The following is a 22,775-nucleotide window of genomic DNA, read 5'->3' as shown; positions in this document are numbered from 1 at the left end:
CCGCCGACTTCGAAAGAAACTCATCCGGGCACCCGTTGATCGTTCCTTACCATTTGAGCTGTACCCCGCCATAGACCGCGATACCGGTGCCAAGATTGAAGATCGCCGACGAGGCATCTGCCGTTCCGGCTATCGCAACGTTGGCGATGTAACGCTTGTCCAGGAGGTTGCGCCCCTCCAGATAGAAGGACGTCTTCGAGTCGGGCGCGCTATATCCAACCCTTAGGTTCAGCAAGGCATAGGAATCCACTTTCACCTGATTGGCGTTGTCGGCGAAGTAAGATTTCGGCATCCATTCGACATTCGGGCCCGCGTAGAACCCGCTAGGATACTTGTAGAGCACTTCAGCGCGCAGGTGCTGCGGCGGTACGCCAGGCAAGCGGTTATTGCCGTAGCGGGAGTCATTGTCGAAAAAGAAGTCGTTGTAGGTGTACGAGGCGTTAAACCAGAAACGGTCTCCAGGAACGATGCCCGAGCTCAGAAAGACGAAACCAGCGCCTGCTTCGATCCCTTGATGCACGGTGTGGTCGGCATTGACAACCGTGCAAGGGCTCCAGGGCGCGGTAGTCAGGCATTGCAATTCGTTCTTGATCTCGGCGCGATACAGGGCCAGCTCCCACCAGCTCTCTGGCCGCTGCCCGCGCGTACCGATTTCATAGGTGGTCGCCGTCTGGGCATCTACGTTTGAACTGATAGGCGAGGAAAAGAAGTTGGCGTCAAAGGTCGGCACTTCGGCGCTGCGCGCCCTGGGGCCGCCGGAAACGAATCGATCTTACGAACTGGGAGCGGACTACGAACAAGGGCGATGGTCGGCTAGCGCCATGTTGTTCCGCAACGATGTTCGCAATCTGGTAGAAACCGTGCGTCAGCCCAGCTGCGATGTGCGCGGGCGGGTCTGCCTGGAATACGAGAACCTTTCCCGCGCCCGCCTGCAGGGCCTGGAACTGACGGCGGGGGTGAATATCTCCCGTAAATGGAGACTGGACACCAACTACACCTATCTGGATGCGCGGGACCTCACCAACGATGAACGCCTGGCGGACCGTTCCCGTTATCGTGCCAACGCCACGCTGGGCTGGACGCCAACGGAGCAGCTAGGCACCCGTGTTCGGGTCGAATATATCGGCGAGCAGTACCGCTCGGCGATTCTGGAGGAGCGCCCCGCTTATACGTTGCTGCACTGGTATGTGGATTATGAAGTCCACCGCAACCTCAGTCTGCATGCAGGTATCGAGAACCTCACCGACAAGCGCCTTGCCAATGACGACGCGAGCATCTATGGTCGGGCAGATGAAGGTCGACGTTATTTCATCGGCCTGACGGCGAGCTTCTGATGGCTGTGCTGTCGAAATACCAGTGGCTGTTGTGCGGCAGCCTGCTGGCCGCTACCTTGGGTTTGCATCCCGTGCAGGCCGGCGAGCCTGCTTTGCCTGTGGTGCAGGTGCTGCATAACGACTTTGTTTCTGCCGAGAAGTTCCAGCGGCTGGAGCGGCCGGCTGCCGACTCGGGGCTGGCGCTGCGTCACCTCAACGTCGAGAAGAGTACGCCCGAAGCCTTGCGCCAGGCTGTCGCCCTTGCGGCCTTGGTGGTGCTTGATGTCCCCCGGCCCGGCGACCGCAGCATGGTGGAACAGCGCCTGGAGCAAGCGGCGGTCGATCCTGCCCGGCCCCGCCTGACCGTGGGTGGCGGCAGACCCGCCTGGGAACGCATCGTGCCGGACTATGCCGGTCTCCTGGCAACCCACTACGCAGCCGGCGGCCAGGAAGGCTTCCGGCGCTTCTTCGCATTGGTCAAGAGTGTGCATGAAGGCGCTGCGCCGTCGCCCGATCTGCTGGAACCTGCCCGCCGCCTGCCGTCCACGGGCTTCTATCATCCGCAAGCGCCGCAAATATTCACCCGACTGAATGACTATCTGGACTGGCAGGCAGGACGTTCGCAAAATATGGTGTCCACGGGGCGTGTCGCCTTCCTGACTCACCCTGGCCCTGTTGCCGACATGCTGACCCGCGACCTGGATGAACTGATCGGGCGTACGGAGGCCGCGGGGTTGATTCCTGTGGTGTTCTGGTTTGATGCCACCGCGCCGGAAGGGTTGGCCGGGGTGTTGGGTTCAGGCGAGATTGATGCGCTGGTCAATCTCGGGCATATGCAGAGTGGCGCGGCACGCAGTCGCGACTTTCTCACGCTTGATGTGCCGGTCATGCAGACCCTGCGCTTTCGTGAAGGCGAGGCTGCAGAATGGCCCGCCGCTGTCAGCGGCGTGTCGGCGCGTACGACCGCGGTATTTCTGGCGGGGCCGGAAGGCTGGGGCCTGAGTGACCCGGTCGTGCTGTCGGCTCGTACCGACGGTGTGCAGGACGTGTTGCCGGAGCAGGCCGATGCCTTGATCGGCAAGCTGAAAAGCCTCGCCGCCTTGCGTCACACCCCTGCAGCGGAAAAGAAACTGGGGTTGATGTTCTGGAACTATCCGGTTGGCGAACAGAATCTGGGGGCGTCCAACCTGAACATTCCGCGCAGCATTCTATCGATTCAAGGCGCACTGGCGGATCAGGGCTACGACAGCGGCCAGGCCGTAACGGAAGGGCAGGTCATCGCGACGGCGCAGCGCATGCTAGGCGCCTTGTATGGCAGCGTATCACTGGATGCGCTGCTGGCCGAAGATCTGGCGGGTTTGCTGCCGCTGGCGGATTACAAGGACTGGCTGGGGGCGCTGCCGGCAGCGCGTCGCCAAGACATGCTGCACTTCGGCCCGCCTGAACGCCATCAGGCCGTACGCGAGATCGACGGCATACGCTACTTCGTGATTCCGCGCTGGCAACTGGGTAATCTGCTGATCATGCCGCAGATGCCGCGCCATCCTGGGTCGCACAAGCACTACCATGACAGCGCCACTGCGCCGGACCATCTTTACATGGCCGCCTATCTGTACCTGAAGAAACAGGCAGCGGTGCATGCCTTGATCCATCTGGGTACCCACGGTACACAGGAATGGTTGCCCGGCAAGGATCGCGGTCTGTCCGCCCACGATTATCCCTGGCTGGCGGTGGGCGACCTGCCGGTGTTCTATCCCTACATCCAGGACAACGTCGGTGAAGCCATTCAGGCAAAGCGGCGCGGACGGGCGGTGACGATCAGCCACCAGACGCCGCCGTTTGCGCCTGCCGGTCTTTATGACCAGTTGCGCGATCTGCATCACCTGATTCACGAGCATGGGCAAGCCGATGAAGGCATGGTCAGAGAGCGGCTCGCCGCGCAGATTCGCAAGGCGGCTTTCGAAGCCGATCTGCATGCCGACCTGGGCTGGAGCGAAGAACAGGCCGAACAGGATTTTCCCGGTTTCATGCAGGCGTTGCACGACCAATTGCACGAACTTGCCCGCAGCGCCATGCCGTTGGGCCTGCATACCTTTGGTCAACGTGCAGACGAAGGCCAGCGTATCAGCACAATTTTGCAGCAGCTGGGCGAACCGTTCCTGACGGCGCTGGGCGTCGATCAAGAAGAGTTGTTCGTGGCCGATGCTTCGATGCTGCCGGACAATCCGGCATATCAGGCCGTGCAGCAGATGTTGTCGCCTGCAGCCACAGTTTCGCTGCCCGAAGCGGTGGCTGCCTTCACCGAGCGGGCGCAGCAACTCGACCAGCGCCTGCGCGACACCCAGGAAAATGAGGCCTTGCTAGCCGGGCTGGCGGGCCGCTATGTGAAGCCAGGAAGCGGCGGCGACCCGATCCGCAATCCTGATGTCGAGAGCGGGCGCAATCTCTATGCCTTCGAAGCCGACAAGATCCCGGCCCGCGCTGCGTATGAATCCGCAGCGACGGCCTACGCGCAACTGGTAGCGGCCTTTCGTGCCGAACATGGCGGCGCGTGGCCGCAGAAAATCGCCTTCAGCCTGTGGTCGTCCGAGGCGATCCGCCATCTGGGCGTGACCGAAGCGCAGATTCTGCACGCACTGGGTCTGCGCCCGATATGGGATGCCGGTGGCCGCGTATTGGAGTTTGAAATCATCCCGGCGACCGAACTCGACCGGGCGCGCAGCGATGTGGTGGTGCAGGTCACCGGCGTGTATCGCGACCAGTTCGATCATTTCATGCGCCTGCTCGACGATGCGCTTGCCCGACTGGCCGAACTGGATGAGCCCGATAACCCTATCGCTGCCAACAACCGCCGCATTGCGGATGCCCTGGAACAACAAGGCATGCCGGCAGGGGATGCGGCCGACGCCGCCCGCTATCGCATCTTCGGCAATGAGCCAGGGAGCTATGGCACGGGCGTGCCGCAGCTGGCGTTGGCTTCCACCGAATGGGAAGACACTGCCGTGCTGGCCGAACAGTTCCTGTCCAGCAGCCGCCACGCCTATGGCAACCGCGCTGCGGGGCCAGATTCCGCCCAGGTCAATCTGCTGGCTGAACAGTTGCGAGGCACGCAGGCGGCGGTCATGTCGCGCTCCTCGAACCTGCATGGTGTGTTGTCCACCGACCATCCGTTTGAGTTTTTGGGTGGATTGTCGGCGGCCGTCCGCCATCTCGACGGCCAAGCGCCGCAGCTGCTGATCTCCGACCTGCGCAGCCGCGAAGTGCGCACCACCGGGCTGGCGCGCTTTCTCGCTGATGAGATGCGCGTGCGGTATCTCAACCCGCAGTGGATCAGCGCCATGAAGGCGGAAGGCTACGCCGGTACGCTGGAAGTGCTCAACGTCACCAACAATCTGTTCGGCTGGCAGGCCCTGGACGCTTCCACGGTGCGCGACGATCAGTGGCAGGCGCTGTTCGACACCTATATTCATGACACCCGTGATCTCGGCACCCGTGAGTGGTTCGAGCAGCATAACCCCACCGCGCAGGCGCAGATACTGGAACGCATGGCTGAAGCCATCCGCAAGGGTTACTGGAATGCGTCGAAAGACACCCGCCAAGCCCTGGCGAAGCGTTGGCAAGAATTGGAAGACTTCGGGCTGTCTGCGCTACCCGCAGTAGAAGCCGGTAGTACGGCGTCCGGGCAGGACACGCCTGCGGCCCCCACCGACGTACAGCCAGCCCTGGAAAGCGTGCAGGGCCAGGTGCTCGAAGCCGTTGAGCCGCCCGTACACGACGATTCACGCCAGCACTGGGTGCTCGCCCTCATGTTGCTGCTGATCGTCGCCGGCGGCTTACGGCAAGCCTTTCTCCCTTCATCACGACCTCTCTTCCGAGTATGAAATGAGCTTCTTCTCTTCTATAGAAAACCTGCTTTACGATGTCTCGCGCTTGTTTCTTGCACCGGTGATGCTGCTGATCGCCGCTGCACTGACCTATGCGCTGGTGATGCTGGGCGGCTTTGCCGTTGAAGCGTGGCAGCGGCGCAAAAGCACTCACCCGCGCGAACTTCTTGTCCATGCACAGTCGCAGGGTAGTGAGGTGGTCGGCGATGATCTGGAACTATGGATACTGCAACGGCTGGAATGGCTGCGCATCGTCTCGCGCACCGCGCCGATGCTGGGCTTGATCGCGACCATGATTCCCATGGGGCCCGCCCTGCTGGCGCTGGGCGGCGGCAATGCCGCTGAGGTAGGGCGTAACATGGTCGCCGCATTCTCGGCGGTGATTCTCGCCTTGCTGGCGGCCAGCATCTGCTTCTTCATCCTGACCATCCGCCGCCGCTGGCTGCTGCAGGATTTGCGCGAACTGGAACGTGGCCGCCAGGCAGCAGGGGCCGCCTGATGCGCTTTCTATTTGAAGAAGACACCGACCCGATGCTGTCGGTCGTCAATCTGATTGACGTCTTCCTGGTCATCATCGGTGTGTTGATGATCGTGATCGCCCAGAACCCACTCAACCCCTTTTCCCAGGAAGACGTGGTCGTTATCGAAAAGCCGGGCGATGCCGATATGCGCATCACCATCAAGAACGGCCAAGAGCTGACGCGCTACGAATCCAGCGGCGAGACGGGGGAAGGGCGGGGGGCACGCGCAGGTGTCACCTATCGTTTGGACGACGGGCGCATGATATACGTGCCAGAGAGTGAGGCCGGCTCGTAAGCGGGTTTGAGTTTCGGTGCGCTGTATCGTTCGACATTGTCTGGGCGCCAAAGGCGTAGTGCGTTGTAAACTATGCAGATGGTCACATCGCGAAAATCTTCCGCTAAAACAACGGCTTCAGCTATCGCCTCGCGACTTGAGGCGGCCCATGCGCATTGCCGAGCCCGCGGAAGTCGGCTGACGACTCAACGTAAAGAAATTTTGGAGCTGCTGCTGCTACGTGGCGGGTCGGCGAAAGCCTATGACTTGCAGGATGACATGCGCGCACGTCACGGTCGAGTGGCACCTTCGACCGTTTATCGCGCCCTGGAATTCCTAATGGCACAGCATTTGGTGCATCGCGTCGATGCTTTGAACACCTTCATTGTGTGTAATGCCGATCATGTCGCACATCACCCCCTGTTGCTTGTGTGTTCGAATTGTGAAGCTGTTACTGAGCTGCAGGACGACGCAATCTATAAGACTGTGCAAAGCACGTTGCGCCACGCGGGCGCCAGCTTTGTGGAGTCGGAGATTGAGGTGAAGGGCATCTGTGGAAAATGCCAACCCCAACAGCGGGAAGCTCGTTAGGGAAACATTCCTACAGCAAAAGGCGCGGTATGCCGTCGAAATGTCCTTGTCGCTGCCCAATAGCACTTCATGCGGAAGGCGGTTGTGACCCGCCAGGTGGCTTCAGTCACTTCAGGAAAAAATCAGGAATAAACGTCACAATCGGAGGCACATATGCGGATAAAAGTAGAACCGCGAAAATAGCCGCAAGATATTTCGGGAGATAGCGGCACGTTTCGACGAATGATGACTTGGCAATGCCGGACGTAATAAACAACAGAACACCTACCGGTGGCGTTACACCAGCGAACACCAGAGTAATGACAGCCACGACACCAAAGTGAACAGGGTCGTATCCCATTTGGGCCGCTATCGGAAACAAAATAGGGATCAGGATGATCGCAGCCGCGACTGTCTCTATAAAGCACCCCACGAGCAATATAAAGATGATGATCAAAAGCATGATCACGTGTGGATTCGTTGACAAGGTCGTGAGATATGCAACGATTGACTGTGGCACCTGCGCGGCGGCCAACAGCCAGGAGCATACGGACGCCGTGGCCACAATCAGCATGATCATGGCCGTACTGGCACATGCGTCCAGAAATATCTGGTGCAGGTCGCGCCAAGTGATTTCTCTATATACAAACAGCCCTATCAATATGGCATAGAATGCCGCCACCACGCCCGCTTCAGTCGCAGTAAAAAGCCCTCCAAGAATGCCTCCGATAATAACCACCGGAAGAACCAATGCCCATATGGCATCCTTGGTTACCTTCAAGCGGACTGCCGGCGAAGCCTTCTTCTCTCTCGGAAGATTGAATCTAATACTATCGTGACGAGTCACAAGCATCAGGGCAACAACGATTGCGATGCCCGGCCCAATTCCGCCTAGGAATAGCTCCGAAATCGAAATCCCCGTCAACGATCCGTATATGATCATGACAAGGCTGGGGGGATGATCGGGCCCAGTGCCCCGGCGCAGGCCTGAAGCGCGGCCGCCCACCCCCTTGGATAACCCTTTTCCTTCATCGCGGGAATAAGTAGAGAGCCAATGGCTGCCGTATCCGCAGCCGCAGAGCCGGATATTCCGGCAAAGATAGCGCTCGCCAAGATCCCGACCATGGCTAGTCCGGCCCTAAAGTGCCCAACTAGGGCATAGGCAAAATCCACGAGCCGCTGCGACGCTCCTCCCTTGCTCATCACCTCGCCCGCAAGAATGAAGAAAGGAATCGCCATCAGGGGGAACGAGTCGATATTTACGAGCATCCTCTGCGGCACCACCACCATAGGCAAAGAGCTACCCAGCAAGAGCCCGACGACACCAGCCAAACCCAGGGCGAAGGCTACCGGAATCCCCACAGCCATGAGGACGATGCTGCTAATTAGTATGTAGGCTCCCATGGAACTCACCTTTATCCTCTTGGGTTATGTTGTCGCTACCGTCAATCGTGTTGGTGATCTTGAAAATCAAGACGGCCAACATTCCTATCCCGCCCACAGGAATTGCCATATAAACAAGCCCCATTGGAATCCGCAGGGCTGCACTGGGCGTCCCCCAAGTCGCTCCCACAATGCGCCAACCGTAGACAATCAACACAAGAAGGAATACGCCCGTAAGGACCTTCGTCAATAGGTCCAGAATCCTTTTGGAGTTATCCCTGAGCATTGATGTCAGGATATCGACCTCAATATGCATCCCACGATGAAACGCAATAATGGCCCCGAGGAACGAAACCCATACGAACAGGTATCGGGCGAGCTCCTCGGACCAGACGAGCGAATCATTGAGGACGTATCTGAAGAAAACTTGCAGCAGGGACACAGCGACCATCAGGCAAAACAATGAGGAACATACATAACCCGTGAGCCGAATAAATATCTTCTCAAAGCGCTTCATGGATATTGGCGATGCCCTTCTGTATTCAGTCACTTGGCGGTCCGGACTTTGTCGACGAGCGCGGCAGCGTCATTTTGGTCAGAGAACTGCTTATACATGGGGGCCACCTTATCTTGCAGCGGCGTCACATCGAGCGTATTGACTTGCATTCCGGCGGCAGCCAGCCTCGTCTCGACCTCGTCGACCTGTTGCTGAATCAGACCACGCTGGTATTTCGCACTTTCCTGACCGGCGGCAACCATCGCATCCTGTATATCCTTAGGCAAACTGTTGAATTTGGCGGCCGAGATGAGCAAGACACCTCCTTCCCAACTATGCCCTGTTTTTGACAGAAATTTAGTCACTTCGTCCATCCTGAACTGCTCAACCACCGGCGATGAGTTCTCGAAGGCGTCGACCACCTTGGTTTGCATCGCCGTGTAGAGCTCACCCCAGGGCAGAGGGGTCGGATTGGCACCCAGAATCTTGAACGTATCGATGAACAGAGGTGCTTGCGGCACACGGATTTTCAAGCCTTTGAAGGACTCAATGGAGGTAATGGGGGCGACATTGGTTCCCACGTTGCGAAACCCCAGCGCATAGACACCTAGAGCCTTTAGCCCCTTGTCCTCTTCCAGTTGGGCGAACGTTTCATCCATGACTCCTTGATTCAGGACCGCATTCACCTGACCCCAGTTTTTGAAAATGAATGGCAGATTCATCACCGCGAGCTTGGGCTCATAGTTCGTCAGGACGCCGAAGGTGGTCACGCTCATCTCTTGTGATCCGAGTGTCAAACCTTCGGTGACATCGCGCTCGTTACCCAAAACGCCGTTATCAAATACGTCGATTTTTACTCTATCTCCGACCTTCTGCTGCAAGATCTCGACGAACTTTGCAACACCCGGCCCATAGCCGTCATCCGGCTTCTGGTCATGCGCAAGCTTGAGGACCGCCTCAGGTGCTGCGGAACTGGTGCCGTAACCGGCCACTAAACTGATTGCTACAAACGCTGTTGCTGCCAATCGTTTTACTTGTTTCGACATGTCGGCTCTCCTCTCATTTAACCCGAAAGCGGGATACAGTTTCCTCGTTCAATTCAATTCCAAGCCCCGGTTCAGACGGCAGATACACCACGCCTTTCTTCACAGAAATCGGATCAATCAATAACTCGTCGCGCAGGGGATTCTCATCCTGAGTGAGCTCAATCAGTTCACAGTTGCTGATCGCCGCACCGAAATGAAGGTTTGCGGCGAGCGACACTGCGGATGCCGAGAAGTGCGGTATGACCGGCTTGTTCCATGCGGAAGCGAGGGTTGCAATCCTGAGTGCCTCAGTGATGCCACCGGCCCAGATCGCATCGGTCTGCACAATATCGACCGCATGCCGTGCAATAAAATCACGCATGCCGAAGTGGGTGAGCTCAGTCTCATATCCGGCAATCGGAGTATCAAGCAGTTGAGCCAGACGAATGCTGTCTTCGATATGATCGCTGGAGACCGGCTCCTCGAAAAAAGCTATTCCTAGATCCTCGAACTTGCGGCCCATCTCCAGCGCAGTATTGAAGTCCCACACCGCGTTCGCATCAACGCCCAGACGGAGCTTGTCACCGATGACGTTCTGCACCTGCTTGATGCGCTCAAGGTCGACATCCAGCGGTGCTGCACCGACCTTCATCTTCATCATGGTGAAGCCTTGATCAAGGTAGCGTTGCGCTTCTTCCGTCAAAGCATCGATCCCGCGACCTTCTAGGTAATACCCACCGCTTGCGTAAGCTGTGATCTGATCCCGATAACCCCCTGCCAGCTTATACACCGGCTGATGACAGATTTTTCCCGATAAGTCCCAGAGTGCAATGTCCACACCACTGATTGCAGCGAGAACAATTCCGCGCCGCCCATAGCGGAAGGTCGTACGGTACATCTTGGCCCACAGCCTTCCGACGTCCCTGCAATCCTCGCCGACCAGCACAGGCTTGAGCGTCTCGTTTACGATCGCTTCCAAAGAGTCCAGTGAGCCCAATGCAAAACTCTCGCCGATACCGTACAGGCCCTGATCGGTGATGATCTTGACAAGGAACACGTCACGAGACCCGATGGTCGCCAGGCCATCGATCGGCTTATACCTCGGAATATATGAAAGTTTGATGCATTCGATGTCTCTGATGATCGCCATGTGCTTTCCCGCCGCCAAGATAATAAATATGATAAATAAGATATATAAGGTTTGTACTATCATATGCTCATGACTGTCAAATCCCCTTCTCTTCGCTCCGCTTCCATCCCTCAGCCGTCATCGACGCCACCAACGCCTCGACTGCCATGATGGGATCTCGACACGCCCATGTCACGGCAGAGCTGGGGCGACGTATCGTCGCCGGCCGGTATGCGATGGGGACCACTTTGCCGCTGGAAGCAGACCTGCTCCATGAATTCGCGGTGAGCCGGTCCGTTCTACGTGAAGCCATCAAGTCGCTCGAGGCCAAGGGCCTGCTTGAGGCGCGCCAACGACGCGGCACTACGATATTGCCTCGCAGTAACTGGCACTTCCTAGATATGGACGTTCTTAACTGGATCGCAAATTCCGGAGCGGATCCCAACATGCTGTTCCGTCTTACGGAACTGAGGGCGATCATCGAACCCGGGGCATGTCGGCTCGCAGCCTCACGGGCCAACGAGAATGAACTACGAGATATCGAGAATGCGCTGGAACGAATGTCGGCGGGCACCGAGAACCCGAGTGAATTTCAGAATGCCGATCGCGATTTCCATCTGGCTCTTTTAGCTGCCACGGGGAATGAATATCTGGCTGCGCTCGGTACGGCGATCTCTGCGGCGCTCGCCGCCAGCATCCAGCAAACCAATCCGACTATCCACACCAATCGGGCAACGCTGCCCGTGCACCGAGAAATCATGGACGCGATTCGGAATGGAGAAGGAGAGAAAGCAGCGCAAGCAAGTAGACGGCAACTGAACGAAACCCTCAGGTCGCTCCAACTGGCGGGCTCCGACGATGGACTGGACAACCCTCACGGTGCGTGATCCGGACGTATCCCTTCGAAGCGGCAAAAGTGTCGGCCCCAGCAGGTCTTGCGGGCTTCTGTATCCCACGGATAGCACGGTAGATCTTTGTCTAGCCCGCCCCGCAGCAGGCGCCTTTTCGGTTCGGCCGTCGGTTTCCAGTGCTGCTGCACTACGAGGTGCGAAGCATCCCTATTTTGCGGTTATCTAAGAAATGTTTTTGAAGGGCGTAAAGCAGCCGATGGGGTGGGTAGCGTACGCTGCGGCTCCAAACTAAAAAAGCCAGTAAAAAAACAACAAAAACGGTCTTTGGTCAGATTCCAGTATCATTTTTGTTCGACAACCGGGTCGGAACGAACATTATGCAAGGCCCAAGCCCGTTACCAGCGCATCTGCCTGTGCTGAAAAATCAGCCGGGCGACGTTTGCGGAAGGCTTCCAGATTGGTGAGCTTCCAGCGTAGAGCGGGAAGTTCTCTGGCATGACCGCATTCAAGCAATGACCAATCGGGTTCAGCGCGTACCAAGCCGCCAAGAAACTGCTTGTGCTTATCGGCCAACTTCTGCGGAAGATCGTTTCGCAAACGGGTGCGGGCTGCAAGCAGGGTATCCAGTGAGCATTCTACTTCTGTCATGCCCACGAACGCACGCTCATATTCCGCCGAAATGTCCTTGTCTTTGCCAAACAGTACTTCATGCGGAGGACGGTTGTGACCGGCCAAGTAGATGGTGAAGCATTCTGCCATGCCTTCCGTAAGGCCGCCTGATTCATACAGTTGCCATACGTCGAACAAATCGCGGGGATGCTGCCGATCCAGGGCAGCGACTAGTTTACCGGCGTACAGCTCATCATGGGCCAGAATGGGCGTCTCGAACCCGTCGGGAGATGGCAGTGAGTTCATCGTTGATGGCCTGCAGTGCTTCATCGCGTTGCGTTTGCCAGGGTCGGTAGACCACGTCGATATCAACGGACAGGCGGGGCATGTCCTGTACGAAAAGATTGATTGCCGTGCCGCCTTTCATGGCGAAGATGTCGTTGTTGAAAACAGCTGGCGTAACGGCCAGCAGCAAGCGGACAGTGTCCGCGTAGGTTTTATCCATGGGGATTCAAGCTCAATAAACTGCCATCGGGAAGCCGGCTCATCCAGCGTTTGTTGCTACCTGTGTGTATCGGGTATGGGCTGAATCACCTGTGTTCCATGAGGCATAACGATATGCTGATCGAGCGTTATCACGGGCTGTGCCAGTATGTGGGCCAGCACCCAGAGTCGAGCCAGATTTGGCGCGCTATTGACTGACGCCCGCCTTACCCGCACTTCGGTGCGGGTAATCCCAAGGCCATACTGATTTTTACGGCCTTTCTTCCGCAGTTTGTAGATTTGTCCAAACCGGCCGGGCCGCAGTTCGCCATTCTTGGACTGTTGTTCCTGGGCTTGGAGTGGATCGCCATTGCAGCCTACGCCTACATCGGGAGCCATCTCCGAAGCTGGTTCGCGGTGCCTGAGCGCCAGCGCGCCTTCAATCGTATCTGCGCCTCCTTGCTCGGTACTGCAGGCGTAGGTCTGCTTGTAGCAAGGCGATCTACCGCTGGTGCTTGATAGGAGCATGTCTGGAACGCCGGGATCGTTCAAGACATGCAGCATGAGACGGGGTCACCCGGATGCGGATGACCTCGGAAAGAGGTTCGTTCATGAAAACTCCTGTGTATGAGTACAGGCTTAACGTGCGATAGGGCGGAAGTATCCCTTGATGCAATCCAGGTTGCGGATGGCTATCTGGATGTGCGTGCGTCGATGGAACCCGGCACCAGGGTAAAGCTCAACATCTTCCCTGAATGGCGCCCTGACGGAGTCGTAGGGTGGCAGACCCTTGCCTTCCCGGTATGTGTGGACGGCAGTGATGACCTGACAATCTAGCTCCCGCCTGAGTTTGTCAGGCCCACCTTTGTTGGCAGGCAACGGTATACCCAGTTCGTTATAGCTTTCTGTCAGAATGGCGTAGGCTTCAGCTACCTCTTCAAGACCCGACCGAGTGGTCAAGTCCAGGCACAATTTCAGGTCAAGGACTGCGCCGACAGCGTCTGGTGTCTTGATTTTGGATTTCGCATTGCCCGTGCTGGCCCACTCGTATGCCCGTTGGGGATCATTTTCCCAGAAATAGATACCGTGACCCAGCCATTCGTACTTGCCGGCGCTAGGTTTGAGGTGCTTTGATGGGTCAGCGACCAGTGCGGTAACGGTTTCTTGCTCTGTTCCGTGGAAGCCGAGGATAAACGATGGCTGCGTCTGATACAAAAGCCACGATTTAGCCACGGATCAAATTCTTCCGCTTGCCTTCTGGTGTGAGGACGCCCAGATCAACGAGAAACTTGCGAGCGGCTTCAGGCGAGGCCGTGACCTTCTTGCGGTAAGCGCGCATATCTTTGAGCAAGGCTTCTCCCTCCAACATCTTGGTATGACTGACAGCCGACTCAGAGCGGCGTCGTATGCGATTTATGTTGCTGGATGTGGTGTTGCTCATGTTCACCCCCGTCAAGTTCAGACTGGTGTTCGTGTCCTGGTATTTTAGCATCGCTGCCTCTCCGGAATAGCACTCGTTCCCAATGGCCTTGGGGAGCACGGATTTTGATTGAATAGCGGTAGTTGTTGTAGGTACTCATGCTCTGAGCCGAAACGCGGATCTGGGCTTTTCGCGTATGAACTGCAGGACTTTGCTGTCCGGCTGGGGCAGCTTGCCGGCTTCCAGTTCATCCAGAAAGTTGGCCCATTGCTGAACCATGGTTTTCCGCTGGGCGATGAATTCTGCGCGGTCGTAGCTGCTGCCGAGTTCTTCATCGGATGTATGCGCCAAGTGGCGCTCGATGACATCCGGGTCCCAGCCCAGATGTTCTCGAATCATGGTGCGAGCCGTGGCGCGGAAACCGTGACCAGTGATCTGTTCCTTGGTGTCGTAACCCATGGTACGCAGGGCGACGTTGATGGTGTTTTCGCTGATATACCGGCTGGTTCGGTATTCCCCGACGCACGGTGTATTACAAGCCGGTTAAGACTGAGCCCAAGATAAACCCGCAGTTCGCCGAACCGATCAAGGCCATGATCGAAGAGTCACCATCCTTCGGTTACCGGACAGTGGCGTATCTGCTGGGTTTTAATAAGAACACCGTGCAGCGCATCTTTCAGCTCAAAGGCTGGCAGGTAAAGAAGCGAGCCATTGGTTTCAGGCCTCGCATCCAGGCCTTGCCGTCGGTGGCGAGCGCGCCTAATGAGCGTTGGTCCACGGATCTGTGCCGCATCTGGGCGGGCCGTGATAATTGGGCAACGCTAGCCTTGGTGATTGACTGCCATACCCGTGAATTACTCGGTTGGCATCTGTCTCGCAGCGGGAAGGCCACGACCGCCGGCAGCGCACTGGAGCACGCCTTGATTGCCCGGTTTGGAACCCTAGGCCGCGTTCCTGAGCCGTTCTTGCTACGGTCAGACAACGGGCTGGTTTTTACCTCTCGCAGCTACACGGCCTTGGTGCGTAGTTACGGCCTGCGCCAGGAGTTCATCACGCCCCACTGCCCACAGCAAAATGGCATGGTCGAGCGAGTGATCAGAACGCTTAAAGAGCAGTGTGCCCATCGCCACCGCTTCGAATCCATACAGCATGCCAGCCGTGTCATTGGCGACTGGATACGATTTTACAACCACCGGCGCCCACACCAGGCGTTGGCCATGAAAACCCCGGCCGAGGCATTCGCATTAGCCGCATAATCTGAGCAGGTTCCGCTGGGTCATTACATGCTCGCGCACCCTGGGTCGTTCAGCGGTGCTGAACTCCTTGCCGGGCTTGCCTTCACGTCCGACAGGTATGTCGGACTACAGCGGTACCCTGCCGGGTCCCTCGTGGCGCCTCCTGCGGCCTTTGGCCTCCCCTTCGGGGACCGCTACGCGGGCAGGCAAGCGGCTTTCTCATGTCGCTCAGTGCCTTGCACTGACCGCCACCGCCGACCCTACCCCAACTGCCGCTACGCAGCAGTCGTGGGCCCGTATAGGGTCGGCTTTCCAAAGCCCCTTGCCTGCCCCCTACCGGGTACAGGAGGCGGGCTGCGCCCCACTGAGATCTTTTTCTGCGTGTCGCCGGCGGCTCCGATTGCAGAAAAAATCCCAGCGGCTCCCGGGCTAGCGCCCCACGTTCTGGCCCCGCCAAACTCGTCGCTTTGCTCCGGGTTTGTTTGTCGGTTCCAGTACGCGGCTCCTGGGCTAGCGCCCCAACAGGATTTTTTCCGCGTGTCGCCGTTGGCTCCGATGGCGGAAAAAATCCTGTCGGCTCCCCTGGCTTCGCCCGCCGTCGTTCCGACGAACTCCTGACCAGCATGCTGCTGGACTGCCTGCGCTATACCTCAGGTGAATAGTGATTTCGTGCAGCGAAAAAAAATACATCAATCATGGTCGTACACACTGCCTATACTGTTTTGCATCCACTTTATGAAATCTGGTGGTATCCGCGGCAGGCAGTGTGCTTCCCGCAAAGGTAGTCCGAACGCACATGCTACGACAATAAACCTGATACGCCGGCAAAGATCATTTCAGAATATGGAAGCCGCTTGGCTGGTCGGGGCAACTAACGACAGCAGCCGGGGGATAGTGCTCTACTGTGGGAAAGCGTTTGAGACAGAGCAAAGGGTGGCGAAGCTAGCGCCCGAAACGCGAACGGCTGGCGGGTGAGTCGGCTCCATACCTTCGTAAATCTGAGGGGTGGGGGTTGAGTCTGAAGGCTATCCTGTGCTGGTGCACTAGGATGGCTGGGCTCATCCTCACCACCCTTCGTGTGTTTATTTGCGTAGTGCTTTGGATGAGCTAGAACTTAGATATCCTCACTACAGAATCAATTCCTCAATTGAGGATATGTATAAACTTTAAAATCCATATCCTTGCTAGAGGGGGAGGCTCAGCAAAGCTGAGGGGCGCTAGCCCCATAACACTAGCGTTAATGACGCGAATGATTGAGCATCGAAACCATGCACAATTCTCGATTCCCGTTTTACCTAGGCAGTTGCCAACTTAAAAGCCTCTAAGGCATGATTCAAGTCACATTGAAATATTTCTCTACACTCAACCAGTGAGCCGTTTTTGTTATATATCACAGGCTTTTGAAATTGTTCTAAAGCGGCATGGATCTCAAACTCTTTTTTTCCTGCGTCATATTCTAAAAACTTAATGCTCCTGATATCCCAGTCGACAATGCCTCCATATTTTTCATTTCGCAAGAATGCAGCACGATCTTGGGGGTGTTCTTTTGAGTAGCCGACCTTTATATAACCACTACTTTTAGAGTGCGCTATATAGATATGACCTTGAGCAGAATTACGTAGTTGGTAAGCAATTTTCGAGGTGTCGCACTGAATGCAATGACCGGCCTTTGTTCGAAGGGTGTGGCCACCAGCTGCACATGGAGAGCCGCCGTAATAGAAGCTCACTCCAAGTGCGGTCATTACGCGCTTTCGTTCTATCTGAGATAGACCGGATGCATCGAACACTGAAGCCGGTGAAATCTTTTGGGCTTTTAGAAACTGGGACTGTTCTGGGCTAAGTTTTGCCATTGGCTCCACCTCAAATGATCAGAAAAGCGGTGTCGCATCTTCTGCAGTTCTTTTCACGGCAGCCATTACGCATTGATGTTCACTGTGAGCCATCAATAGCCCACTGGGGCGATGAAAATTTGCAATGCGCTTTCCACTACGCACATCATATATTCTGATTGTTGAAAAGCCATTGAGACTTCCCCAGGTTTTGTGGCTGGTGACTTTTCCCATAACAAGTACATCGTAGCCTTTAACTCGAGCAAGCTCCAAAGCTACCTCCTCCGGAGCCAAATTGGCTCCAGATTGGATATCAGTGGACTCATGCCTCAACACGCTACCTTGAGCAATCCGATTGTCTAGTTTTGCCTCAAGTAAAGACACAAAATAGTCAGTGCTTTCTTCTACAAAATTTGGATTACCCTCAAATCGTGGAACGAAAATCACAGCGCCAGACGGAATGTTAGAGGCCTCATCTTGCTTGATATTAACGATAGAGGGGTTGGCACATGCTTGGAGCAAAACCAACAGAAATACAAAAATTACTTTGAAAATTGGCATATTGCTCCTGCGATATTATCTTTTAATAAATAGTAACAATTCTAGGCCATTTCCAAACGTAGCGCCTCGACATTCTCAAGGATGCATAAAAAGCCGCCAATGTCAGAGGTTTCGCCATCATCCTTTGCCAACTCCCATCAGCGGCGCTATCCGAAAAGCCGGTTCGCCTCGTGGGCAACGAGGCGAAGCCGTGGGTACTTAGTTTAAAAGTACCGGTGCGTCATGGTTGCGCTACTCCCAGAGCCACGTACGCGTGCCCAAAATCTCAAAGGGAGGCTGATGCGCCGACACGATTTCTTCTACCCAGTCGAGGTCGGCAGATAAGATCAGCGGGGCATCATTGGTTAGCAAGCGGCAAAACTGGCAGTAGCGTGACAGCCATTTTTCACACTGATATTTGGGTGGGATGGCAATTTCCGCGATGACTAACGCGGAACTGAACTGACGCTCTGCGATCTTGAGGTCGTGAAGGTAGCCCAGTTGGACGGCAAAGCCATTCCATTCGGTGTCGATCGATTGATCTTCAGGGCTTTTGCTTTTTACGCGCTCCACAAACGCGAGCGCCTGAAGTTCAATTGAAGGGTAGTGCCCAAAGTAGCTCATGCGGCACTCCTTTGCGTGTGCAGGGGAACGACATTGTTTGATAGATGGGGCCGTGGCAGGCGGCGAAGCGGGGCGACCGAGGTCTGTTTTTTTGCTTCTTCCAGCGCCAATTGCGCTTTGTCAAGCGCTTGAACTGTGCTGGCTCGGTAGCCCGCCGGCGAGTCCGCGATATCAGGTTCGCGACCGTGGAGCATGTGGGCGACCGTGTCCGCCTTAATGTTTATATACCGCATTGCCATTTCTGTTGTCTTGTGCCCGGTGATCTGCATGATGACGGGTAGGTCGCCCTTAAAGTGCAGGGCGTAGCGCGTTGCCGAGGTATGGCGTAGATCATGGATACCCAAATCGCCAATCGGGGTGTCGCCGGCGTTGCATGTCTTGCGTGCAACGGCCCAGGCTTTCTTGACGGCTTCATAGGTGGTTGGAAAAATTGGGTCATCGATGGACCAGGGCGCTTGGTCAGGCTTTCGGCGTTTGGTTTTTGCGTGGGTCTCAAGTTGCCGCAGGATCTTGATCGCGTCCGGCCCCAGTGGTACATCGCGCCCGCCGCTCTTGGCGTCAGGAAGCGTCAATATATTTCGAGTCCAGTTGATATGACGCCAGCGCGCCGTGGTGAGCGGCTCGCAGGAGCGCATGGCGGTCTCCAGCATCAGGCAAAACAGGGATGGCGCGTACTCGTTGCCGGCCTGGCACAGCGCAACCGACAAGTTTTCCCACTGCGCGTTGGTCAGGATGCTATCGCGCGGCGGATCAGGCTCGGGCATATCGAGATGCGTGGCGGGGTTGCTCAGGGGGCGCGTCCAGTTCCACCGGTTTCTGGCGTGGTTGAATAGGCGGCGCAGTTCAGCACGTTCATTCGCGATCGGTGCGGCTTTGTAGCCAGCAGCCCTCCTGGCATCGATCAGCGCCTGTACGGCATGGGCCGTCACCTGCGCCATAGGCATTGCTGCCAGCCTGCGGCGTGCTTCGTCGACTTTTTCGGCGCGGGCTTCTTGCGCCGAGCGGTGTTTTGCCAAGCTTTGGGGAATAGCACGCGTATATTCTTCTACGACGAATGAGACCTCCCAATAGACGCTGCCTTTCTTCCCACTATTGTGGTCATCGGCGGGTGTTAAGCGGATCACCGGCATGTTGAGCGTACGCAGGTAGCGGTTGATGATCAGGGAATCTGGGCGGGCTCCTTTCAAATAGGGGAGTCGCTCACGGGCATAGTGCATAAAGGCGGCCGCTACGGTCGTTTTAAAGGGGCCTTGGCCAGCTGCTTGGTCTTTGAGCTTAAGTTCTGCCAGAAGCTTGGCCTGGGCCTTGTTTGCGGCCGCCTGCGAGGCGAAGCCGCTTTGGTAGATATCCTGGCCGTGGGCGCGCAGGCGAAAGGCCCAGCCGGTGCCTTCCCGAATCGGCTTAGCCATGGTGCACCTCCGCATTAGTCGGTAGGTGCCGCAGGGTGGAGTGATTGGTGTATGGATGCATTTACATAATTCCTTAGCATGTGGAATTACGGTATAGGTAAAAGCGCAAAAAAACGGCGAAGCTATTTCAAAAAAGGCTGCTACACCGCAGTCAAGCGCATCCGTCCACCAATAGCATTGACAGAAAAGTGACAGACAAACAAAAAGCCCAGCATGATGTGCTGGGCTAAGTGTTTGATTTTTCTGCGAATTCGTTGGTGGCCTGGGGCGGAATCTAATTGGGGCGCGGCAGGCCAGTGTTTGTGAGCTTTTCCATTTAAGCACGACTTACGGGGTGCCATCTGGGGTGCCAGTGTAAAAAAACAACAAAAATGGTCTTTGGTTGGATTCTTGCGTACAGCAGTTGCATTGACTGGAGCACTACGCAAGCCCCAAACCTGCGACTAATGCATCTGCCTGTGCTGAAAAATCAGCCGGGCGACGTTTGCGGAAGGCTTCCAGATTGCTGAGCTTCCAGCGTAGGGCGGGAAGTTCTCTGGCATGATCGCATTCAAGCAATGACCAATCGGGTTCAGCGCGTACCAAGCCGCCAAGAAACTGCTTGTGCTTATCGGCCAACTTCTGCGGAAGATCGTCTCGCAAGCGGGTGCGTGCTGCAAGCAGGGTATCCAATGAGCATTCTACTTCTGTCATGCCCACGAACGCACGCTCATATTCCGCCGAAATGTCCTTGTCTTTGCCAAACAGCACTTCATGCGGTGGACGGTTGTGGCCCGCCAGGTAGATGGTGAAGCATTCGGCCATGCCTTGTGTGAGGCCGCCGGATTCATACAGTTGCCATATGTCGAACAGGTCACGGGGATGCTGCCGATCCAGGGCAGCGACTAATTTACCGGCGTACAGTTCATCGCGGGCAAGGATGGGTGCATCGAACTCAACGCCGAACAGGTCGCTGGTGCTGGTGCTCAATGGTCGGTACTCGACCGGCAATACCGTGCCACGGAACACGATGTTCACTTCAATCTTGACCTGGCTGCTATCGTTTTCGACGATCAGCTTGGTATCGCCAAGGTCTTTGCTGCGAATCAGGCGAGTGTGCAGTCCGAGGGGGTGAACTCGTTGGGAGATGGCCGCGAGTTCATCGTTGATGGCCTGCAGCGCTTCATCACGTTGCGTTTGCCAGGGTTGGTAGACCACGTCGATATCAACGGACAGGCGGGGCATGTTCTGTACGAAAAGATTGATTGCCGTCCCGCCTTTCATGGCAAAGATGTCGTTATTGAAAACAGCCGGCGTAACGGCCAGCAGCAAGCGGACCGTGTCCGCGTAAGTTTTATCCATGAGGGTTCAGGCTCAATAAACTGCCATCGGCAAGCCGGCTCATCCAGCGTTTGTTGCTACCCGTGTGTATCGGGTAGCGTGCTAACAAATCATCAACATCCACCACTTCTGTCTCTCGCGCCCAGGTAAGGAAAAGACGGACGGTTTTCACGCTGGTGCAGCACGCCAGCAACTGGCCGAGCAGTTCCTTGCGTGGTGAGCGCAGGCCGTCAAAAAGGTTGCGGGCTTCCTCCAGGCTTTGTCGGGTTCCGACGTCGTACAGCATTTCCAGGACGGCGCGTTCAGCGACAGCCATACAGAGATCATCAGGCAGGCCGGGTGGGGTGGTGAGTGTCTTGGCGGGCAAGGTGGTGTCCGGCCAATTGAACAAGTTTGCATAGACATACCGGGCGGGAAAACGTGACGTGAACCACTTGGGCAGGGCGTAACGGGTGTCGCCCCACAGCACCAGCGTGTCGCGGCCCAGGTTATGCCTGATGCCGTGCAACGCCAGCGCGCTTTTGCCCCCGACATGCAGGCCGGTTACGTGCCGCTGAAGAAATAGCAATGCGCCATAGACATTAAAGTCGTCATTGGGGAAGGCATAGACACCTTGCGCCAGACGCACGAGCCACCCATTCTTGGCATAGTCGGCTGCAAGTTTGGGAGATACGCCGAGTTCCCCCAGGGTGTCGAGGTCAAACGGTGCGCCGCGCGGGAGGTCGGACTGCACTCGTTTGATTAGATTGTGTCGTGAATTTACGCTCATGGGTTAAAAATAGCACGATATTCAATCGTTATGCGCATTAGAGAGGGTGGTTGTCTCTCCGAGATGACGGGTGCCTATTTATTTACGCTTTGATTGGATTATGCATTATTTTTAACCTATGAGGTTAAAATAAGCTCTTAATTTAATCGGTTTTGCGTTTGGTTTGTAAGGCATGCGCACTGCATGCCTTTGGCCCGCTTAGTTAACCAGCGCCTTGTTCCGTTCAATCAGCGCATGAACACTAGCTGCAGTGATGCCGCTGGAACGCTTCCCTATTTTTATGAGCACCAGCTCCCCTTCGTTGACCAGTCGATAGATTGTTGATCGCGACACGCCCAGCTTCGCTTGCGCCGTATGTACGCGGTACAGAAGTGCCTCGTCGGGTTGTTTCGGGGCTTGCCTGCTGGGTGACGGGTAGCCAAAGATGCTGTTTGGCATTGCCTGCTCCTTCATATACTCCTCCGTTAGACCTTGGAAAGCACCCTGGGCATCAGGATGCTTTCCAAAGCCGGCGCTGCCTACGCCGTTCCGTCCGGCCCGCCAAGATGCCACGATGGGGGCCGGGTGCTTTGATCGTTCCCAGCAGCGCCCGCCGCTGGCTCCGCTGCTGCGGGTCGTCGGGATGCTGGGAACTGCGGTCTTTGCCGCTGTCATCGACGGATTACGCGCCATCCATCGAATGTGGCCTGCCTTCGGCAGAGCCGGCGTCCGTGTGAACGGATCGTCACTCACGCCTTCCAGTTAGCACCAGTCGCTACCGGCCCGGAAGGGGAATGGTTTTTCACCTGCTTTACTCCTACCCAGGTGCATGTCGCCCCGCATGATGCTGACGACACGGGTAGCCGCGCACTCGCACCGTTCACGGAGAACAGGGCGCGGTATTTATCGGTGTTTTGTTGTTAAAGAGCAGGGTTGATGTAATCATTACGCATCTATTGGAATCGGTCAATACTAATCTAATACGAAAAAGTCATATCGTTAATGGGAATTGATGTCAATTGGGCTTAATGGGGGAGGGAGTGACGCAACAAGGTGCGGCCTGAGTCGTCCAGAGAATGAACGCAGGCGTTAAATAATTGTGGTTTTTCTGC

The 22,775-nt window shown here is 56.3% G+C and carries 23 protein-coding genes and 3 pseudogenes; 9 read left to right on the top strand and 17 right to left on the bottom strand.

Annotated elements, in window-relative coordinates:
• Positions 1-46: 46 nt before the first annotated feature.
• A complete protein-coding gene (locus tag CKA81_RS11950) occupies positions 47-730 on the bottom strand; it encodes a TonB-dependent receptor domain-containing protein (protein WP_128355461.1) in 684 nt (227 codons plus the stop codon).
• Here CKA81_RS11950 and CKA81_RS11945 point away from each other — a divergent pair.
• The 5 genes from CKA81_RS11945 to CKA81_RS11925 all read left to right on the top strand — a co-directional run bounded on the left by CKA81_RS11945 (position 711) and on the right by CKA81_RS11925 (position 6,583).
• Positions 711-1,334, top strand: coding sequence for a TonB-dependent receptor domain-containing protein (locus CKA81_RS11945; RefSeq protein WP_228255710.1), 624 nt, complete (start codon positions 711-713; stop codon positions 1,332-1,334). The genes CKA81_RS11950 and CKA81_RS11945 overlap by 20 nt on opposite strands.
• Positions 1,334-5,194, top strand: coding sequence for a cobaltochelatase subunit CobN (cobN, locus tag CKA81_RS11940; protein WP_128355459.1), 3,861 nt, complete (start codon positions 1,334-1,336; stop codon positions 5,192-5,194). Before CKA81_RS11945 ends, cobN begins: the two co-directional genes overlap by 1 nt.
• Before the next feature lies 1 nt (position 5,195).
• Positions 5,196-5,696, top strand: coding sequence for a MotA/TolQ/ExbB proton channel family protein (locus tag CKA81_RS11935; RefSeq protein ID WP_128355458.1), 501 nt, complete (start codon positions 5,196-5,198; stop codon positions 5,694-5,696).
• Positions 5,696-6,013, top strand: coding sequence for a DUF2149 domain-containing protein (locus CKA81_RS11930; protein WP_128355457.1), 318 nt, complete (start codon positions 5,696-5,698; stop codon positions 6,011-6,013). The genes CKA81_RS11935 and CKA81_RS11930 overlap by 1 nt, the downstream gene beginning before the upstream one ends.
• 72 nt (positions 6,014-6,085) lie before the next feature.
• Positions 6,086-6,583 carry a Fur family transcriptional regulator gene (locus CKA81_RS11925; protein WP_128355456.1) on the top strand — a complete coding sequence of 166 codons (498 nt, stop codon included), beginning with the start codon at positions 6,086-6,088 and terminating at the stop codon, positions 6,581-6,583.
• A gap of 18 nt (positions 6,584-6,601) precedes the next feature.
• On the opposite strand, the pseudogene CKA81_RS17565 reads toward CKA81_RS11925, so the two are convergent.
• From CKA81_RS17565 to CKA81_RS11905, 5 genes and pseudogenes are all read right to left on the bottom strand, one after another.
• Positions 6,602-6,682: pseudogene (locus CKA81_RS17565) on the bottom strand (nucleotidyl transferase AbiEii/AbiGii toxin family protein); the annotation flags it as partial.
• Positions 6,683-6,689: 7 nt separating this feature from the next.
• Positions 6,690-7,930, bottom strand: a pseudogene (locus CKA81_RS17360) (TRAP transporter large permease).
• 13 nt (positions 7,931-7,943) lie between these two features.
• The gene (locus CKA81_RS11915; protein ID WP_164878388.1) at positions 7,944-8,495 is read right to left on the bottom strand and encodes a TRAP transporter small permease; all 552 of its coding nucleotides are present in this window, start codon (positions 8,493-8,495) and stop codon (positions 7,944-7,946) included.
• A complete protein-coding gene (locus CKA81_RS11910) occupies positions 8,492-9,487 on the bottom strand; it encodes a TRAP transporter substrate-binding protein (protein ID WP_128355454.1) in 996 nt (331 codons plus the stop codon). The genes CKA81_RS11915 and CKA81_RS11910 overlap by 4 nt, the downstream gene beginning before the upstream one ends.
• A gap of 13 nt (positions 9,488-9,500) precedes the next feature.
• Positions 9,501-10,616: a mandelate racemase/muconate lactonizing enzyme family protein gene (locus CKA81_RS11905; protein WP_164878387.1), complete on the bottom strand. Its 1,116-nt coding sequence runs from the start codon at positions 10,614-10,616 to the stop codon at positions 9,501-9,503.
• Between the two features lie 146 nt (positions 10,617-10,762).
• Here CKA81_RS11905 and CKA81_RS11900 point away from each other — a divergent pair, with 146 nt between their 5' ends.
• On the top strand, positions 10,763-11,482 hold the full coding sequence (locus CKA81_RS11900; RefSeq protein WP_128355452.1) for a FadR/GntR family transcriptional regulator: 720 nt from the start codon (positions 10,763-10,765) through the stop codon (positions 11,480-11,482).
• Positions 11,483-11,821: 339 nt separating this feature from the next.
• On the opposite strand, the pseudogene CKA81_RS11895 reads toward CKA81_RS11900, so the two are convergent.
• Positions 11,822-12,560, bottom strand: a pseudogene (locus CKA81_RS11895) (nucleotidyl transferase AbiEii/AbiGii toxin family protein).
• A gap of 98 nt (positions 12,561-12,658) precedes the next feature.
• On the opposite strand from CKA81_RS11895, the gene CKA81_RS17560 reads away from it, so the two are divergent.
• Both CKA81_RS17560 and CKA81_RS11885 read left to right on the top strand, forming a co-directional pair.
• Positions 12,659-12,757, top strand: coding sequence for an antirestriction protein (locus CKA81_RS17560; protein WP_128355451.1), 99 nt, complete (start codon positions 12,659-12,661; stop codon positions 12,755-12,757).
• Between the two features lie 81 nt (positions 12,758-12,838).
• Complete coding sequence (locus tag CKA81_RS11885) at positions 12,839-13,057, top strand: hypothetical protein (protein WP_237183385.1); 219 nt, start codon at positions 12,839-12,841, stop codon at positions 13,055-13,057.
• 120 nt (positions 13,058-13,177) lie between these two features.
• On the opposite strand, the gene CKA81_RS11880 is transcribed toward CKA81_RS11885, so the two are convergent.
• From CKA81_RS11880 to CKA81_RS11870, 3 genes are all read right to left on the bottom strand, one after another.
• Positions 13,178-13,771: a hypothetical protein gene (locus CKA81_RS11880; RefSeq protein WP_199287537.1), complete on the bottom strand. Its 594-nt coding sequence runs from the start codon at positions 13,769-13,771 to the stop codon at positions 13,178-13,180.
• Positions 13,764-13,979, bottom strand: a complete 216-nt coding sequence (locus CKA81_RS11875) for a hypothetical protein (RefSeq protein WP_128355450.1) — start codon at positions 13,977-13,979, stop codon at positions 13,764-13,766. The genes CKA81_RS11880 and CKA81_RS11875 overlap by 8 nt, the downstream gene beginning before the upstream one ends.
• Before the next feature lie 135 nt (positions 13,980-14,114).
• A complete protein-coding gene (locus CKA81_RS11870) occupies positions 14,115-14,417 on the bottom strand; it encodes a tyrosine-type recombinase/integrase (RefSeq protein ID WP_228255709.1) in 303 nt (100 codons plus the stop codon).
• Between the two features lie 68 nt (positions 14,418-14,485).
• On the opposite strand from CKA81_RS11870, the gene CKA81_RS11865 reads away from it, so the two are divergent.
• Positions 14,486-15,214 (top strand): IS3 family transposase, encoded by a 729-nt coding sequence (locus CKA81_RS11865; RefSeq protein ID WP_237183384.1) that lies wholly within the window; start codon positions 14,486-14,488, stop codon positions 15,212-15,214.
• Between the two features lie 1,274 nt (positions 15,215-16,488).
• On the opposite strand, the gene CKA81_RS11860 is transcribed toward CKA81_RS11865, so the two are convergent.
• From CKA81_RS11860 to CKA81_RS11830, 7 genes are all read right to left on the bottom strand, one after another.
• Complete coding sequence (locus tag CKA81_RS11860) at positions 16,489-17,043, bottom strand: GIY-YIG nuclease family protein (RefSeq protein ID WP_128355449.1); 555 nt, start codon at positions 17,041-17,043, stop codon at positions 16,489-16,491.
• Positions 17,044-17,061: 18 nt separating this feature from the next.
• Positions 17,062-17,583, bottom strand: a complete 522-nt coding sequence (locus CKA81_RS11855) for a hypothetical protein (protein WP_128355448.1) — start codon at positions 17,581-17,583, stop codon at positions 17,062-17,064.
• A 231-nt stretch (positions 17,584-17,814) separates the two neighbouring features.
• Entirely contained in the window at positions 17,815-18,186 is a 372-nt protein-coding gene (locus CKA81_RS11850) for a hypothetical protein (RefSeq protein WP_128355447.1), read from the bottom strand.
• Positions 18,183-19,919, bottom strand: a complete 1,737-nt coding sequence (locus CKA81_RS11845) for a tyrosine-type recombinase/integrase (protein WP_128355446.1) — start codon at positions 19,917-19,919, stop codon at positions 18,183-18,185. Before CKA81_RS11845 ends, CKA81_RS11850 begins: the two co-directional genes overlap by 4 nt.
• Positions 19,920-20,015: 96 nt before the next feature.
• Complete coding sequence (locus tag CKA81_RS11840) at positions 20,016-20,936, bottom strand: nucleotidyl transferase AbiEii/AbiGii toxin family protein (RefSeq protein ID WP_128355445.1); 921 nt, start codon at positions 20,934-20,936, stop codon at positions 20,016-20,018.
• Positions 20,929-21,684, bottom strand: a complete 756-nt coding sequence (locus CKA81_RS11835) for a type IV toxin-antitoxin system AbiEi family antitoxin domain-containing protein (RefSeq protein ID WP_128355444.1) — start codon at positions 21,682-21,684, stop codon at positions 20,929-20,931. The genes CKA81_RS11840 and CKA81_RS11835 overlap by 8 nt, the downstream gene beginning before the upstream one ends.
• Before the next feature lie 198 nt (positions 21,685-21,882).
• Positions 21,883-22,137, bottom strand: coding sequence for a helix-turn-helix transcriptional regulator (locus CKA81_RS11830; RefSeq protein ID WP_128355443.1), 255 nt, complete (start codon positions 22,135-22,137; stop codon positions 21,883-21,885).
• Positions 22,138-22,775: the final 638 nt, after the last annotated feature.

The organism is Pollutimonas thiosulfatoxidans, assembly GCF_004022565.1.
Lineage (GTDB): Bacteria > Pseudomonadota > Gammaproteobacteria > Burkholderiales > Burkholderiaceae_B > Pusillimonas_D > Pusillimonas_D thiosulfatoxidans.
The sequence above is the reverse complement of the archived record's forward strand: the minus strand, read 5'-3'. Positions and strand labels throughout refer to the sequence as shown.